General features: G+C 63.4%; 13 protein-coding genes and 1 pseudogene. 6 read left to right on the top strand and 8 right to left on the bottom strand.

The window, feature by feature from the left end; all coding sequences use genetic code 11:
- Positions 1 to 32 precede the first annotated feature (32 nt).
- Both ACHMXB_RS12370 and ACHMXB_RS12375 read left to right on the top strand, forming a co-directional pair.
- A complete protein-coding gene (locus ACHMXB_RS12370; protein WP_395398629.1) occupies positions 33 to 1802 on the top strand; it encodes a DUF4012 domain-containing protein in 1770 nt (589 codons plus the stop codon).
- 168 nt (positions 1803 to 1970) lie between these two features.
- Positions 1971 to 2600, top strand: a complete 630-nt coding sequence (locus ACHMXB_RS12375; RefSeq protein ID WP_395398631.1) for an LPXTG cell wall anchor domain-containing protein — start codon at positions 1971 to 1973, stop codon at positions 2598 to 2600.
- Positions 2601 to 2743: 143 nt separating this feature from the next.
- Here ACHMXB_RS12375 and galU read toward each other — a convergent pair whose 3' ends face one another.
- Positions 2744 to 3634 carry a UTP--glucose-1-phosphate uridylyltransferase GalU gene (gene galU / locus ACHMXB_RS12380; RefSeq protein ID WP_395398633.1) on the bottom strand — a complete coding sequence of 297 codons (891 nt, stop codon included), beginning with the start codon at positions 3632 to 3634 and terminating at the stop codon, positions 2744 to 2746.
- An 87-nt stretch (positions 3635 to 3721) separates the two neighbouring features.
- On the opposite strand from galU, the gene ACHMXB_RS12385 reads away from it, so the two are divergent.
- Positions 3722 to 4186: a VanZ family protein gene (locus ACHMXB_RS12385; protein WP_395398635.1), complete on the top strand. Its 465-nt coding sequence runs from the start codon at positions 3722 to 3724 to the stop codon at positions 4184 to 4186.
- A 33-nt stretch (positions 4187 to 4219) separates the two neighbouring features.
- On the opposite strand, the gene ACHMXB_RS12390 is transcribed toward ACHMXB_RS12385, so the two are convergent.
- Genes ACHMXB_RS12390 through paaA form a run of 6 tightly spaced genes read right to left on the bottom strand, consistent with a single transcriptional unit; the run spans position 4220 to position 9130 of the window.
- Positions 4220 to 4999 (bottom strand): enoyl-CoA hydratase/isomerase family protein, encoded by a 780-nt coding sequence (locus ACHMXB_RS12390; protein WP_395398637.1) that lies wholly within the window; start codon positions 4997 to 4999, stop codon positions 4220 to 4222.
- Positions 5000 to 5037: 38 nt separating this feature from the next.
- The gene (paaE, locus tag ACHMXB_RS12395; protein WP_395398639.1) at positions 5038 to 6264 is read right to left on the bottom strand and encodes a 1,2-phenylacetyl-CoA epoxidase subunit PaaE; all 1227 of its coding nucleotides are present in this window, start codon (positions 6262 to 6264) and stop codon (positions 5038 to 5040) included.
- A gap of 10 nt (positions 6265 to 6274) precedes the next feature.
- Positions 6275 to 6814 (bottom strand): 1,2-phenylacetyl-CoA epoxidase subunit PaaD, encoded by a 540-nt coding sequence (gene paaD, locus ACHMXB_RS12400; protein WP_395405260.1) that lies wholly within the window; start codon positions 6812 to 6814, stop codon positions 6275 to 6277.
- Between the two features lie 5 nt (positions 6815 to 6819).
- Positions 6820 to 7734: a 1,2-phenylacetyl-CoA epoxidase subunit PaaC gene (gene paaC, locus ACHMXB_RS12405; RefSeq protein ID WP_395398641.1), complete on the bottom strand. Its 915-nt coding sequence runs from the start codon at positions 7732 to 7734 to the stop codon at positions 6820 to 6822.
- Positions 7731 to 8117, bottom strand: a complete 387-nt coding sequence (gene paaB, locus ACHMXB_RS12410; protein WP_395398643.1) for a 1,2-phenylacetyl-CoA epoxidase subunit PaaB — start codon at positions 8115 to 8117, stop codon at positions 7731 to 7733. Before paaB ends, paaC begins: the two co-directional genes overlap by 4 nt.
- Positions 8114 to 9130, bottom strand: coding sequence for a 1,2-phenylacetyl-CoA epoxidase subunit PaaA (gene paaA / locus ACHMXB_RS12415; RefSeq protein WP_395398645.1), 1017 nt, complete (start codon positions 9128 to 9130; stop codon positions 8114 to 8116). Before paaA ends, paaB begins: the two co-directional genes overlap by 4 nt.
- A gap of 235 nt (positions 9131 to 9365) precedes the next feature.
- On the opposite strand from paaA, the gene ACHMXB_RS12420 reads away from it, so the two are divergent.
- Positions 9366 to 11435 carry an acyltransferase family protein gene (locus ACHMXB_RS12420; RefSeq protein WP_395398647.1) on the top strand — a complete coding sequence of 690 codons (2070 nt, stop codon included), beginning with the start codon at positions 9366 to 9368 and terminating at the stop codon, positions 11433 to 11435.
- A gap of 60 nt (positions 11436 to 11495) precedes the next feature.
- Here the strand turns inward: ACHMXB_RS12420 and ACHMXB_RS12425 are convergent, their stop codons facing one another.
- On the bottom strand, positions 11496 to 12686 hold the full coding sequence (locus ACHMXB_RS12425; RefSeq protein WP_395398649.1) for a glycosyltransferase: 1191 nt from the start codon (positions 12684 to 12686) through the stop codon (positions 11496 to 11498).
- A 484-nt stretch (positions 12687 to 13170) separates the two neighbouring features.
- On the opposite strand from ACHMXB_RS12425, the pseudogene ACHMXB_RS12430 reads away from it, so the two are divergent.
- A pseudogene (locus ACHMXB_RS12430) lies at positions 13171 to 13520 on the top strand (ATP-binding protein); the annotation flags it as partial.
- A gap of 295 nt (positions 13521 to 13815) precedes the next feature.
- The gene (locus ACHMXB_RS12435; RefSeq protein WP_395398651.1) at positions 13816 to 14829 is read left to right on the top strand and encodes a LacI family DNA-binding transcriptional regulator; all 1014 of its coding nucleotides are present in this window, start codon (positions 13816 to 13818) and stop codon (positions 14827 to 14829) included.
- Positions 14830 to 14838: the final 9 nt, after the last annotated feature.

A 14838-nucleotide genomic window follows, 5' to 3' on the forward strand; every position in this document is an offset into this window, starting at 1 on the left:
CAACTGGTCGCGTTTTCTTAGTAGGCACATTGGTGGCGCTGCTTACTGTCGTGGCTCTGGCCTCCGCAGCATGGGTTGGTTTCACCGCTTCGACGATTAGTCGCGAGCTGAATGCGGCCAACGCGATCGTTCCTGACCTTCGGAGTAACCTCGTCAAGGGAAACTCTGCAGCGGCGCAGAGCGCCGCAGAAGAGCTCATGCAGCACACGGCAAAAGCACGCGGCGCCGCGTCTGACCCTTTGTGGATCATGGCAGGAGCTATACCTGGTATCGGAGTCAACTTTGAGGCAACGGCCGAAATCGCGACATCAGCAGACGATATCGCTCGTCTCGGAGCAGCGCCCTTGGTGGGCGTTTTCAGCACCATCGACTGGAAATCACTGAAGACCAATGGTGAAGGCCTCGACCTGAAACCTCTGGCCGCCGCTCACCCAAAGTTGGCATCAGCAGCCCAAGCCGTTCGACAGTCCTCGGATCGTTTAAACGCCATCGATGCGAACAAACTCATGCCGCAGATCGCGTCCCCGCTAGCCGGCGCGCGAGAAGAACTAGATTCTTTGCGTGATGGCCTCGACTCAGCATCCGACGTGGCCAAGATTCTCCCAACGATGATGGGCGACGAAACCCCACGCAGCTACCTTTTGCTGATTCAGAATAATGCCGAACTAAGGGCTACCGGTGGAATACCTGGTGCGCTCGCGGTGTTGAGAGTCCACCAAGGCAAGCTATCCTTGGGCGCCCAATCAAGCGCATCAGCGATGGGAATATTCAATCCTCGCGTAGACGTCGACCCCGAGCAGCAGGCAATTTTTTCGACCCGTTTGGGCAAGTTCATGCAGGATGTGAACCTAACTCCGGACTTCCCTACAGCAGCTAAAACGGCAAAATCGATGTGGGAAATGAGATCCGGTCAGAAAGTCGACGGCGTCCTCTCTGTTGATCCTGTAGCGCTCGGATACATGCTAGAGGCTACGGGACCTATTCAACTCACTGATCAGCCCGTGCAAGATCTGAGCGATGGAGCATTGCCTCTAGAGCTGACCGCCAAGAACATCGTCCCGACCCTGCTTTCGGACGTGTACGCGAAAATTAATGAACCCGAGTTACAGGATGCTTACTTTGCTGGGGTGGCGGAGAAAGTATTTGCGAAGCTGTCGACCGGAAGCGGCGACACCGCAAAACTCATCGACGGTCTCACGCGAAGCGCCGAGGAACACAGATTACAAGTGTGGTCAGCCGATGCCGACGACCAGGCAGTAATCTCCAAGTACCCACTGGGCGGCTCTGTAACCGGAGGAGCCATTAGCCCCGCGCAATTTGGCGTCTATTTCAATGACGGCACTGGGGCAAAAATGGATTACCACGTGAAGCGGACTGTGCAACTGTTTACGCAGTGTCCGGCGGACGGCTACACAGAAGTCAAGGTCCGGGTCACCAGCACAAACACGGCTCCAAAGGACGCGGCTACGTCCTTGCCTACTTATGTGACCGGCGGGGGCATCTTTGGTGTACCCGCAGGAATAGTCCAGACGAATGTCACTGCTTACGGCCCGGTGCAGTCAAATATCGAGTCGGCATTGGTGGGCCAGCAGAAAACCGGTTTCGCGTCCAACCGGCACGCTAGTCGACCCGTAGGATCGCTTACGGTCCGCCTCGCCCCTGGGGAGAGCAAAACCGTCGAGTTTACCTTCGGCAAGATCGTCCAGAGCACGGCACCGAAGCTTTCCGTGACGCCCACCGTGCAGGCGCAAAAAGACGTGATTTTGGCGCCCCAAGCGGCTGAATGCGCTCCAGCGGCGTAGCCAGTTCATTAACAGTATGTAAAGTGTTTGGATTCACTTTGGAGCCACCGCAGTTGGGGTGCTAATCTCTCCTTGGGTTAAACCACGAGATTCGCCCCACGGTCACATGGGGATGGGGAATCTCCACAATATGTGACATCCGTGTTGAAAAGGTCTCAGGGGGGACAAATGAAGAAGTCTATTGCTGCGCTCGCGCTTGCAGGAACCATCGCACTCGCCGGCACCGCGCCGGCCTTTGCCACTACCAACAATTACCCGGCTCCCGGCACGGGCACCGGAACCGTCACTGACGGAACCGTCACTCCGGGTCAGGTATTCACCTTCTCGGGGACGGGATTCCTGGCTGGCGAAACCATCACCATCACCGTTACGCTCACCGTTGCTCCGCAGGCACTGGGTGGCGGCTTCTCAGGCGGTGCCGCAATGTCGGTTCCGTCCAAGATCACTGTGTTGGCTGCTCCGCAGACCTTCACTACGACTGCAGCTGCTGACGGATCCTTCGCGTTCCCGCTGAGCCTCAGCGAACCAGGCACCTACACCCTGACCGCCGTGGGCAACACGTCCGGTCACAAGGTCACTCAGAGCGTCACCGTTGTAGAGGCTGCCGGTACGGGCACCGGCCTTTCCAACACCGGCGGTAACGGTGCAGGCCTGGCCAACACCGGTGCAGGCCTGGCCAACACCGGTGCAGACTCCAGCCTCGTGCTGTGGTCGCTCGTCGGTGCGGGCGCACTCGCCGCCGGCGCTGCTTCGGTGGTCGTCGTTCGCCGTCGGGCTAACGCTGAAGCATCTGCCTAAGCACTAAGCTCTGCACTTGAATAGGCGGGCTGGTTCTGGAATTCCGGAACTAGCCCGCCTCTTTGCTTTAGGGAATCGTGTATGCAAACAGGGAAGCCCCGACAGTCGTCGGGGCTTCCCTGTTTCGCGGTTTTTAAGGGCGCCTATCCGTTGAATTCTTTCATCCACGCCTTCAAGTCTTCGCCGAACTCGGCACGCTCCGTAGCTAGCGTGATGACAGCTTTCAAATAGCTCAGCTTGTCCCCGGTGTCGTAGCGACGGCCACGGAAGACGACGCCATACACGCCGCCGCCCTCTCCGGCGTCTTCAGCAAGCGTCTGCAGTGCATCGGTCAGCTGGATCTCGCCGCCTCGGCCGGGCTCGGTTTCCTCGAGAACATCGAAAACGGCAGGGTGAAGAACATAACGGCCGATGACGGCCAAGTTGGACGGTGCCTCGTCCAGCGACGGCTTCTCCACTAGGCTGTTCACGCGGACGTAGTCCTCGCCATCAACCACCGAGATGGCCGCACAGCCGTATGCGCTAATCTGAGACGGGTCCACCTCGATCAGGGCAATCACTGATCCGCCCGTCTTGGCCTGGACCTCGATCATCGTGGTCAGGAGCTCGTCTCGCTCGTCGATGAGGTCATCGCCGAGCAGCACTGCAAACGGCTCGTCACCGACGTGCTGACGGCCGCACAGAACCGCATGGCCCAAACCCTTGGGCTCGCCCTGGCGCACGTAGTGGATTGGTCCCAGACCAGAAGCATGCTGGACCGCGTCGAGACGAACCTGGTCGCCTTTCAGCTCCAGAGTGCGCTCCAGAGCGGGAGCCCGGTCGAAGTGATCCTCCAAGGCCCGCTTGTTGCGGCCGGTGATCATGAGCACGTCTTTCAGGCCAGCGCCGACGGCCTCCTCAACGACGTACTGAATGGCCGGCGCATCAACCACCGGCAACATTTCCTTCGGCATCGCCTTCGTGGCGGGCAGGAAGCGCGTCCCCAGGCCGGCTGCCGGAATAAGTGCCTTACGAACTGATTTCCCCAATGTCATGGGACGAACTTTACAAATTGACTTGCAAAAAGTGAAATTCTGGACCCTGAATTCGGGGTCGGACAGCGACTCGCGTAGCTTTTCCGTATGGGGAAATGGAGCCGAGCCGATGCCGCAGCACCTGCACGAGCGCTGTTGGCACTCTACGTGGGTGCCCTTGCTTTTGTAGCCTTCTGGCCGACGCCCGTCGACCGTCCTGTGGCCGGGCGCCTGCAGACGGCATTGTTTGCCCTCCACCGCTCAGGGCTTCCCGAGCTGGTCAACTACAACTTCGTGGAGTTCTCGTCCAACATCCTGCTGTTTGCGCCCATTGGGGTGCTCGCCGCTTTGGCTTTCCCGGCATTCCATCGTGGACGGATCGTGCTGAGCGCGTTCCTGGCTTCCTGCTGCATGGAACTCGGCCAGAAGCTGTTTTTGCACGACCGGTTTCCGAGCGCCATGGACATCGTGGCGAATACTGCCGGGGCGATGCTTGGGGTTTGGGTGTTGGGGGTTGTGGAGGAGTGGGTGCGAGCCGGTGGTTTCGACAAGCTCAACCAGCGGCGCCCTTGATTTCGACAGGCTCAATCAGCGGATCCTGCTCAATCAGCCCTTGAACTTGGGCTCGCGCTTTTCCTGGAACGCCTTGAACCCTTCCGCGTAGTCTTCCGTCTTGCACAGCCGCGCTTGCTCGGCGTTCTCCTCTTGCATCGACGCCCATAAGCCCAGTCGGTGGTCGCGGATATGTGCCACCAGCTCCTTGCTGGCCTTGAATGCACCTGTCGCGCCGTTTGCAACCTTGGCCACGATCGCACGGGTTGAATCGAGCAGCTCGTCCGCCGGCAGGGCCCGGCTGAACATGCCCTGGGCCACGGCTTCGGTGCCGGAGATCAGCTCCGCGGTGTAGATCAGGTCCAGCGTGCGGTGCATTCCCAGCCGCTCTGTGAAGTACCAGTGGCCGCCCGAGTCCAGCGTGGCTCCCAGCTTGGCGAACGGCGAGCCGAACTTCGCGTTCTCCGCCACGTACACCACGTCCGTCGCCAGCAGGAGCCCCAGCCCCACGCCGAGGCAAGCGCCCTGGGCGGCCGCGAACGTGGGTGCCGGGAACGAGCTCATCTTCTGCAGCAGCGGCTGCACCAGCCCGCCCAGGTACGCCTCGGCGTCGTCACTCTCCGGCGTGACGCCGGCGATGTCCCGGCCCGCGCAGAAGGCGCGTCCCTCTCCCCTGAGCAGCAGCGCCCGCACCTCACCGCGGGAGGCGGCGGCAGCGGCGTCGTCGTACGCCTGGGACAGTTCCGCCAGCGCCTCCTCATCCAGCGAGTTCAGCTTCTGCGGGGCGTTCAGGACCACTTCGGCGACGCCGTCGGCAATGGAAAGGGAAATCATGGCTGCTCCTTTGAGACCGGGAAGGGCGGGACGGAATACTACACGTCGAAGTCGACTGTGACTTCCTTGCTCGTGGGGTGGGACTGGCACGTTAGGACGTAGCCCTTGTCCAGCTCGTCCTGCTCCAGCGCGTAGTTTTCGTCCATGGTCACGGTGCCGGTGACCACCTTGGCGCGGCAGGTGCCGCACACTCCCCCGGCGCACGCGAACGGCACGTCCGGGCGGACCCGCAGTGCGGCGTTGAGGATGGACTCGCGGGCGTGCGTGGGGCTGGCCACGTCGCCCTGCAGGCCGTCCAGCTTGAACGTGATCTTGTACGTCTCCTGGGACTCGTCCTCGATGACGGGACGGCCCGCGTTGCCCTCCGGCCGGTCCGGCTTGCCGGAAGTGAACAGCTCGAACCGGATGTGCTCCGGCTTCACGCCGCGCTCGGCCAGGGTGTCCCGGCACAGCTGCACCAGTTCAAACGGCCCGCACAGGAACCACTCGTCCACATCGTCCGCGTGGATGGCGGTGCCCAGCAGTGCCTGCAGCTTCTCGGCGTCGATCCGGCCGCTCAGCAGCGGCGCGATCCGCTGCTCGCGGGACAGCACGTGGTGCAGCGCCAGGCGCTGCGGGTACTTGTCCTTCAGGTCCGCCAGCTCCTCCAGGAACATCACGTCCATGGCGGCCTTGTTGGCGTAGATCAGGTCGAACCGGGTGTCCGGGTTGGCGGCCAGCAATGTCCGGGCGATCGCGATCACCGGCGTAATGCCCGAGCCCGCGGCGATGGCCACGAAGCTCCCGGGCTCCCCCGCCAGATCCTCGGGGTGGTTCATGGAGTTCATGACGTTCTGCTCCACGGCCTGCCCGTCCCGGCCGTGCTTGGAAACGAACGCGCCCATCGGGCTCATCACGTCCAGGGTGTCCCCCGCTTTGAGCTCGGCGTTGGCCCACGTGGAGAACAGCCCGCCCAGGTCCTTCTTGATGGCCACCCGGATCTCGCTGCTCCCGTCCGCGAAGCTGCGCGGCTCGGCGCAGATGGAGTAGCTGCGGCGGATCTCCTTCGGCTCGCCGGACTCGTCCGGGAGCGTGGTGCGCAGGGCCACGTACTGGCCCGGCAGGTAGTCGAACTGCCCGGCCAGCCCGGCCGGCACCGTGAAGGTCACCTCGATGGCGTCCTCGGTCAGCCGGCGCACCTCCGCGACGGTGAGGGAATGAAAGGACGGACGACGGCGGCCGGCGGCCTGCGCCGATTCGGCTGCGGTCTGGCGGACAACGGGCATGGGCTTTTCCTTACAGGACTTTGAAGTAGTCGAACGGTTCCCTGCAGTCCTGGCAGACGTACAGCGCCTTGCAGGAGGTGGAACCGAAGCGGGTGAGTTCCTTGGTGTTCAGCGACGAGCACTGCGGGCACTTCACGGCCAGGCTCAGCCGGACCGGGCCGTTGTGGCCGAGGCTTGCTTTTCCGGTGGGGGGTGCGATGCCGTACTCCTTGAGCTTGGCCTTGCCGGACTCGGTCATCCAGTCGGTGGTCCAGGCCGGGGCGAGCACCAGTTCCACGTGCACGCTGGGGTAGCCCTCCTTATGGAAGGCGGCCTTGAGGTCGTCCCGGATGGCGTCCATCGCCGGGCAGCCAGAGTACGTGGGTGTGATGGTGACCTGGACAGCGGGCACCGGCCCGCCGTCGTCGAACAGTTGGACGCTGCGCAGGATGCCGAGGTCCTCGATGGTGAGCACCGGGATCTCCGGATCACACACGGTGGCGGCGACGGCCCAGGCCTTCTGCTCGGCGGTGGTCTCCCCCGTCCGGGTCTCGAAGTCCGAGATGTACACGGCAGTCACCAGCTTGCTCCGGGATGCTCGCGGGCCAGCACCTGCATCTCGGCGAGGATGTAGCCCAGGTGTTCCGAGTGCTGGCCGCGGCGTCCGCCGCCCGGCGCTGCAGGGACGTCCGGGACCTCGAGCTCCGCTTCTTTCAGGACCTGGCCGATGAGGCGGTCAAAGTCAGCCCTCAGGCTGGAAGGCTCGACGCCGGCGCCGGCCTCCGTCAGGCGGGTGGTCAGCTCGTCGTCCACGAAGAGCTCCCCCACGTACGGCCAGATGAGCTTGAAGCCGTTGATCGTGCGGCGACGGGATTCGTCCGTGCCGCCGGCCAGGCGGAGAACCCACTGGGTGCTGTGGTCACGGTGGTAGTCCACTTCCTTCACGGCCTTGGCGGCGATGGCGGCCAGCGTGGCGTCCGTGGATTCGGTGAGCCGGCGGTAGAGCTCGAACTGGTAGTAGCTCACCACGAACTGCCGGGCGATGGTGACGGCGAAGTCCCCGTTGGGCTGCTCGAACAGGTGCGCGGAGCGGAACTCGTGCTCGCGGCGGAAGTAGGCGAGGTCGTCCTCGGTCTTGTCGTCGAGGCCGGCGGCGTAGCTGAGGAAGCTCCGGGCGTGGCCCAGCTGGTCCAGGGCGATGTTTCCCAGGGCCACGTCCTCCTCCAGCTCCGGGGCGCGGGAGATCCAGTGGCCCAGGCGCTGGGCAAGGATCAGGGCGTCGTCGCCCAGTCGGAGCGCGTACTCGGCCACGTCCGCGGTGGGTTTGGCCAGGCCGGTGCGGACCTCGAGCGCGATGTCCTCCGGGCGCAGCGCGTTGCCCGGGGTGATGCGGGTGGCGCTGGCGCTTCCATCGCCTGAGGCACCGGCACCGGCGACGCCGACGGAGATGTCGCCGTGGCCTGTTGTTTCTTGTGTCTCGGGAGCCGTCACAGGTGCTTCACTCCCTCGCTCTTGGTGTAGTACGTGGCGTGCCGGTAGTCCTTGCCCTGCGGCGACTCGAAGAACGAGCCCTTGGCGTCCGGGTCACTGGAGGCGATGGCGTCCGCCGGAACCACCCAGATGGACACGCCCTCGTTGCGACGGGTGTAGAGGTCGCGCGCGTTGCGGAGGGCCATGGCGGCATCCGGCGCGTGCAGGCTGCCCGCGTGCACGTGAGAGAGCCCGCGGCTGGACCGGACGAAGACCTCCCAGAGGCCCCAGGCGCTCCTGTCATGGTGATCTTCGGGTGCGGGCGCCGGGCTGGCCTTGGGCGCTTCGCGCTTGATCTCTGCGGCCGCGCTTGCCGGCTCTTCCGGGTTGCCGTGGGGGCTCATGCTGCGTATTCCTTCTGCTTGTTAACCTGTTTCATCGCATAAGCGGCGGCTGCCTCGCGGACCCAGGCGCCGTCGTCGTGCGCCTGCCGGCGGCGCTCAAGCCGCTGCGAGTTGCAGGGGCCGCGTCCGGCCAGGACTTCCTTGAATTCGTTCCAGTCAAGCGGGCCGTGTTCCCACTTCTTCGTCTCTTCGTTGAAGCGGACTTCGCTGTCCGGGAGGGTGAGGCCCAGGACCCTGACCTGCTCCACCATCATGCCGACGAAGCGGCTGCGGAGCTCATCGTTGCTGAAACGCTTGATGTTCCAGGCCATGGACTGCTTGGAGTTAGGGGAATCGTCGTCCGGGGGGCCGAACATCATCAGCGCCGGGGCGTACCAGCGGTTCACGGCGTCCTGGGCCATCTGCTTCTGCGCGGGCGTGCCGTTGGAGAGTTCCAGCAGGATCTCGAAGCCCTGGCGCTGGTGGAAGGACTCTTCCTTGCAGATGCGCACCATGGCACGGCCGTAGGGGCCGTACGAGGCGCGGCACAGCGGCACCTGGTTGCAGATCGCGGCGCCGTCCACCAGCCAGCCAATGGCACCCATGTCCGCCCAGGTAAGGGCCGGGTAGTTGAAGATCGAGGAGTAGCGGGCCTTGCCGGCGATGAGGTCGTCCATCATCTGGTCCCGTGACTGGCCCAGCGTCTCCGCGGCCGAGTACAGGTACAGCCCATGGCCGGCCTCGTCCTGGACCTTGGCCATGAGGATGGCCTTGCGCTTCAGGCTCGGGGCCCGGCTGATCCAGTTGGCCTCCGGCTGCATGCCAATGATCTCCGAGTGCGCGTGCTGGGAGATCTGGCGCAGGAGGGTCTTGCGGTAGGCGGCCGGCATCCAGTCCTTGGGCTCAATACGGGAGTCGTCAGCCATGACGCGATCAAAATACGCCTGGCCGTCGGCCTCCAGCTGGTCCTGGCTTGTCGCTTCCCGGGGGGCTGCCGGCTGGTCAGGCACTGACTGCAGATTCTGCGCTGCCATGGTTGCTCCTATGCATTCACGTCCGTACTGGATCTCTGTCCGTACCGGAAAGATTATTTACCGACCGTTCGTTCAGGATATGCGGAAGCGGCGAAGTGCGTCAAGCAAACTGCCAAGTGCAAGGGACCCAGCTATGGGGCGGTATTGCGTGCAGACCGGGACAATTCAGGGGGCGCGGCCGGCGACGGTAGCATAGGGTGCGCCCGAGGCAGGGTGCCAGCCCCGAAAGGTACATGTGACGTCCGTCGATTCCCCCGCACCAACCAGACGTCTCCGCCCAAGGGCTGAGGCCTCGAAGTCGAAGACGTCGTTCCGGCCGGAAATTCAGGGACTTCGCTCTTTGGCAGTGCTGATGGTGGTCGCTTACCACGTGTGGTTTGGCAGGGTTTCCGGGGGCGTAGACGTGTTCCTTATGATCTCGGCATTCTTGATGACGCTGCAGTTCACAAACAAGTTCGACCGAAAAACGCCCATAGATCTCCTCCGCCACTGGCTACACCTGTTCAGGCGACTTCTTCCCGCGTCAGCCGTCGTCATCGCCGCAACCCTGCTGGCAACGTTCCTTTTCGTCCCGAAGACCCGTTGGACGGCCATCATCGACCAGGGCTGGGCTTCCCTGCTGTACTGCCAAAACTTTCTGCTGAAGGCTCAGGCTGTTGACTACTATGCCGCGGACCACAGCCAGGCTAGCCCGTTTCAGCACTTCTGGTCGCTTTCCATCCAGGGCCAGATCTTCATCTTGTGGCCGCTCATTTTCGTCGCCGCAGCCATCCTCGCCAAGGCCTTCAGACTCCGGTACCGCGGACTGCTGCTGTACATCTTCGGCGCCGTGTTCGCGGTGTCCCTGACCTTTTCGGTCTACTACACGGCAACCAACCAAGCACAGGCCTACTTCGACACGGGGGCGCGGCTGTGGGAGTTCGCACTGGGCTCCCTCGTGGCGCTGGTGCTGCCCACCCTCAACCTGTCACGCCCCATCCGGGTATGGCTGGGCTGGACGGGTGTGGCCGCAATGCTCGCCTGCGGCCTCGTGCTCAACGTTGAAACGGCCTTTCCGGGCTTCATTGCTCTGTGGCCCATCCTGGCGGCCTCTGCTGTCATCGTCGCGGGGCAGACCGGCAGCCGTTACGGGGTTGACCGGCTCCTGAGCTCCGGCCCACTGGTGAAGCTGGGCGACAACTCATTTGCGCTGTACCTGTGGCACTGGCCGGTCCTGGTCATCTATTTGATTTGGTCAGGCAAGGACCACGCGGGCTGGCTGTCAGGCACAGCAGTCGTGGCAGCATCGTCGTTGCTCGCCGCGCTTACCACGCGGTTCATCGAGAAGCCTTGGCGTCAATGGGCATGGCCGGACGCCAGGCGGCGCCGTGCCATCATCGCCGTGCTGGCTGCCGGGACCATCGCCGTTGTGCCGCTGAGCGGCTGGAAGTACGTGCTTGACCAGGAGAACCGCACCCTTCTACTCGAGGCCGAACGGAATAACCCCGGCTCCAAGGCGCTGGATCCCGGTTTCATTGATAAGGCTGATGCGGACGCCGGGGTCCTGCCCACGGCCGACCGGCTCAGCAAAGACTTCGCCTCACTTGATGGACCGTGCGAGGGTCCTCTGGCCCCCGGCCCCGGGCTTCTTCAGAAGGCCTGCGGGCAAACGAAGGGACCCGAGAAGCCGGCCAAGAAAATCCTGGTGCTCGGCAATTCCCACGCCGAGCAATGGATGGGGGCGCTGGCACCCGTGGCGAAGAAGAACAACTGGCTGCTTTACTACGTTCTGAAAGGCGGCTGCGTGTACGCCCCGCCGGCTTCTGGGCTGGCAGCTGAATGTGAACCATTCAACCGGAAGGTGGACAAATACATCGCTCAAACTAGGCCCGATGCCATCGTGACGGTAGCGACGGCGGCGAGCCCTTCTTCGCCTGCCGAGCGCCTCGCGCCAGGCTTTGAGCAACTGGCGCGACAGTTCACAGCCGACGGCATCGACGTGGTGGGCATCCGTGACAACCCGCGCTTCAAACAGAACATGGCCGAATGTGTCATGTCGAAAGGCGCCAACGACCCGGCATGCAATCCGCCACGGGAATCAGTCCTTCCCGAAACCCCAGCTTTCAGCCCGCTGATAGGAAAAATTGCCGGACTGTCCCTGCTCGACATGACGGACAGGCTGTGCACGGAGACTTCCTGCCCGGCCCAGGTAGGCAACATGTTCGTCTACCTGGACGATAACCACCTCAGTGCAACCTACGCGACAACCATGGCGGATGTTCTTGAAAGCCGCCTCCTCGCCGCGACCGGTTGGCCCGGACGGTAGAACCTTGCTGGACCGCCCGGTGTCGGAGCTGGGGGCTTCGCGTCGAGGTGTGGCCCGGGGTCAGCCCGCCAGATTCTCCAGAACATGAACAGCGGCAGTTGCGCCGTCCTCTTCACGCACGCGCTCTCCTACCTGTGCGGCATAGTGGCGGCAGTCCCCTGCCTTGCCGATGGCGTCAGTAAGCCGGTCCGCGGTGAGTTTCCGGTACGGGATAGGTGCCGGTCCAAGGCCGCGGCGGTGAAGCAGATGCCCCCAGAACGGCTGGTCTCCTATGAAAGGCACCACGATCGACGGGACCCCGGCCCTGGCTGCCGCATGGACCGTCCCCGCCCCGCCGTGGTGGATCGCCGCCGTCGCATGGGGCAGGACATGATCGTGTGCCACTGATTCCCTGACCAGAACGTCCTCATGTGCTGTGGTGGGGATGTCCAGGCCTCCCCACCCGGTAGTGACGAGCACGCGCAGGCTGCATCGGCGAGCTGCCTCGAGGACAATTTCGCCTCGTTCCCTGGCGTCACCGGCCTTCATGGAGCCGAAGCCCGCGTAGACGAACTTCCCGCCGTCGATAAAGTCCTCCAGCTCCGCATCGGCACCGACGGGCGCGGGCTTTCCGTCCCAGTAGCCCGTGAGATGGACAGTAGGAGGCCAGTCGTGGGGCCGGGGCAGCAGCTGGGGACTCACCGGAATCATCGACACCCGTTGTCCTCCCCGCCGGTTCGGTCCCGGAGGCAGTTCTTTAAAGGCCGCGTCCAGCCCGCTCCGGAACATGAGCGCAGCGAGTGGTGCCGCCAGATAGGTGGCACGGTTCAGGGGCCCTAAGTTGACGGGAGTGATGTACGGCGCCGGAAACTCCCGGGTCCGGGACACCGAGGGGACCGTCTCCACAATGACCGACGGGATTCCCACCCTGTTGGCGGCGACCGGCGCACTCAGGATCTTCGGGTGATAAACCACCACATCTGGAGCAAACGTGACGATCTGCTGGACGGCGGCAAACAGCAGCCGGCCCATGGCTGGCCGGATCACCGTCCTGAACGTTCTGGCCGCGGCCCTGGGGGAAACCCCCTGGTCATCGATGAGCTGCGCGAAGTCCATATGCAGGCTGACCGTGTCGATGCCGTCCGTGTTCACGCCGGAGTGGTCCGGAATGCCCAGCCGAACCTGATGCCCCCTGCCTTCGGCGGACCGTGCAAGCGCGACAAAAGGCTCCACGTCACCGCGCGAGCCGGCGGTCAGCAGCAAGATCTTCATTTGGCCGGCCCTCCTTTCCGTCTGGTTCCATTGACGCAGTGCGGGCGGTCCAGAGCAACGGCTGGCCGCCCTTTTCCGTCCCCCGCGGGACGTCAGACCGGCCTTATGCTGGGGGCCATGTCAGGTTCGGGCAGCGGGATTCCCGCCGTGCTTGTACCGCCAGCCGCACTGGCGTTGACCAAGGCCGTGAACAGGTTCCCGGCCGCACACGCCCCGCCCGGGGCTTTGTGCTTCGAACCGAAATGGGACGGTTACCGCCTTACTATTTTCCGGCGTCGTGATGGCACGGCTCTCTGATCCCGCCAGGGCAAGAACCTGACCCGCTATTCTGTTGGCGTGAAGCGCCGCTGTGCTGACTTTGGCCTAGTGAGAGTGCAGTTTTCAGTGCGCGACAGGTGTCGCACACTTGCCTGGTATGTCGGCTTCATTCAGGACGACTTGATTCAGCACCACCCCCACATACCGTTAGCGTTCGCTCGAACCTCTGGTGGGACATCATCTTGCTTTCCACCGTTGCTGCGGTGGGCCAGGCGTGCTGCCCACGATCAGGGCAGTTCTCGAGGAAGTCTTGACGGTCGCCGGCAGGGAACAGCCCTCCCATCACGGGTTCCTGGCCGAGTGCGATGATCGGGACCGGCGTTCTTCGATCCGGAGGGTCAAGTCTGCGGGCTTCCCACGGGATATATAGCTTGGGGACTTTGATTTCGACGCGAACCCGAACATCAGTCAGGCGACCATCCACACCCTCGCGACCGGGACTGGATCCGCAGAGGCCAGCCCTTGTGCCTCATCTGGTATTCCGGGACCGGTACATCCCACCTGCTCATCGGACTCCTACCGTCTCGCCCACACACTGGCCCAACCGGCGGCCAGCTAAGCCACCGCCAGGAAGTTCAATCTATGCTCGTGCCGGCTGGCATGCCGGTGGAAGCCGTTGACAGCTAAAAGGTAACGCGGGTAACCTTGCTCACAATGCTGCAGGTAACTCGCGTTACTTGACGGCAAACGCGGGACACCTCAGACCGAACCCTGGCACTACGTCCAGGATCAACGAAGACCACCGGAGCATTCAATGGCGAAAACCACGCCCCCCCAGAAAGCCGCGGCTGTGCGGCAGCGGGGTGTCACCATGAGTGATGTCGCCCAGCACGCCGGTGTCTCCCGGACGGCGGTCTCGTTCGTGCTGAGCAACCGCGAAAACGCCAGTATTTCTGAGGAAACGCGCACCCGCATCAACGACGCCGTGCAGGCATTGGGTTACCGCCCGAATGCCGGAGCACGCGCACTGGCTTCCCAGCGCAGCGATTGGTATGGACTCGTCACCGAGATCGTGACGGCCCCGTTTGCGGTGGACATCATCAAGGGCGCCCAGGACCAAGCCTGGCTTGACCATCGGTTCCTGCTCATCGCGCCTTCCGACCAGGCCGATGCCGTAGGACCCAACCAAGGCTTGGAAGATGCAGCAATTGAAAAGCTGCTGGAACAACGAGTGGAAGGACTTTTGTACGCGGCAACATTCCACCGCGGCGTACATGTTCCGGAAAGCGCCCACGAGCTGCCCACGGTCCTGATCAACTGTTTCGACGCGGACGGGAAGCTGCCCTCGATCGTCCCGGACGAGCGCGCCGGCGGCCGGGTTGCCGTCGAGCGCTTACTCCAAGCCGGCCACAGCAGGATCGGAGTCATCAATCTCGACCCGCGGATCCCCGCGGCCGTCGGGCGGTTGAAGGGTGCACGCGAAGCACTCGCCGGCGCCGGGCTGGAACTGGATCCGGATTTGGTGGTGTCCGGATATGCGACGGCGGATGGGGGCTACGAGGCAGCCTGCCAAATCCTGGACCGCTATCCGAAAGATCAACGGCCAACTGCCCTGTTCTGCCTCAACGACCGCATGGCGATGGGCGCTTACGACGCCATCAAGGAACGGGGACTGACCATCCCCGGAGACATCGCCGTGATCGGCTTCGACAACCAGGAACTCATCGCGGCCTACCTCAGGCCAAAGCTGACCACGGTTGCGTTGCCATTCGAAAAAATGGGCGCTCTGGGAGTCCAGACGCTCGCCGCTCTTACAGCAGGACAGCCGATCACTGCCGACCAGCAAGTGGTCGACTGTCCGCTGCTAGAACGCTCTTCGGTCTGACCGCGAAAT

Origin of the sequence: Arthrobacter sp. UC242_113, from assembly GCF_044054585.1 — a bacterium.
In the GTDB taxonomy this organism is placed as follows: Bacteria; Actinomycetota; Actinomycetes; order Actinomycetales; family Micrococcaceae; genus Arthrobacter.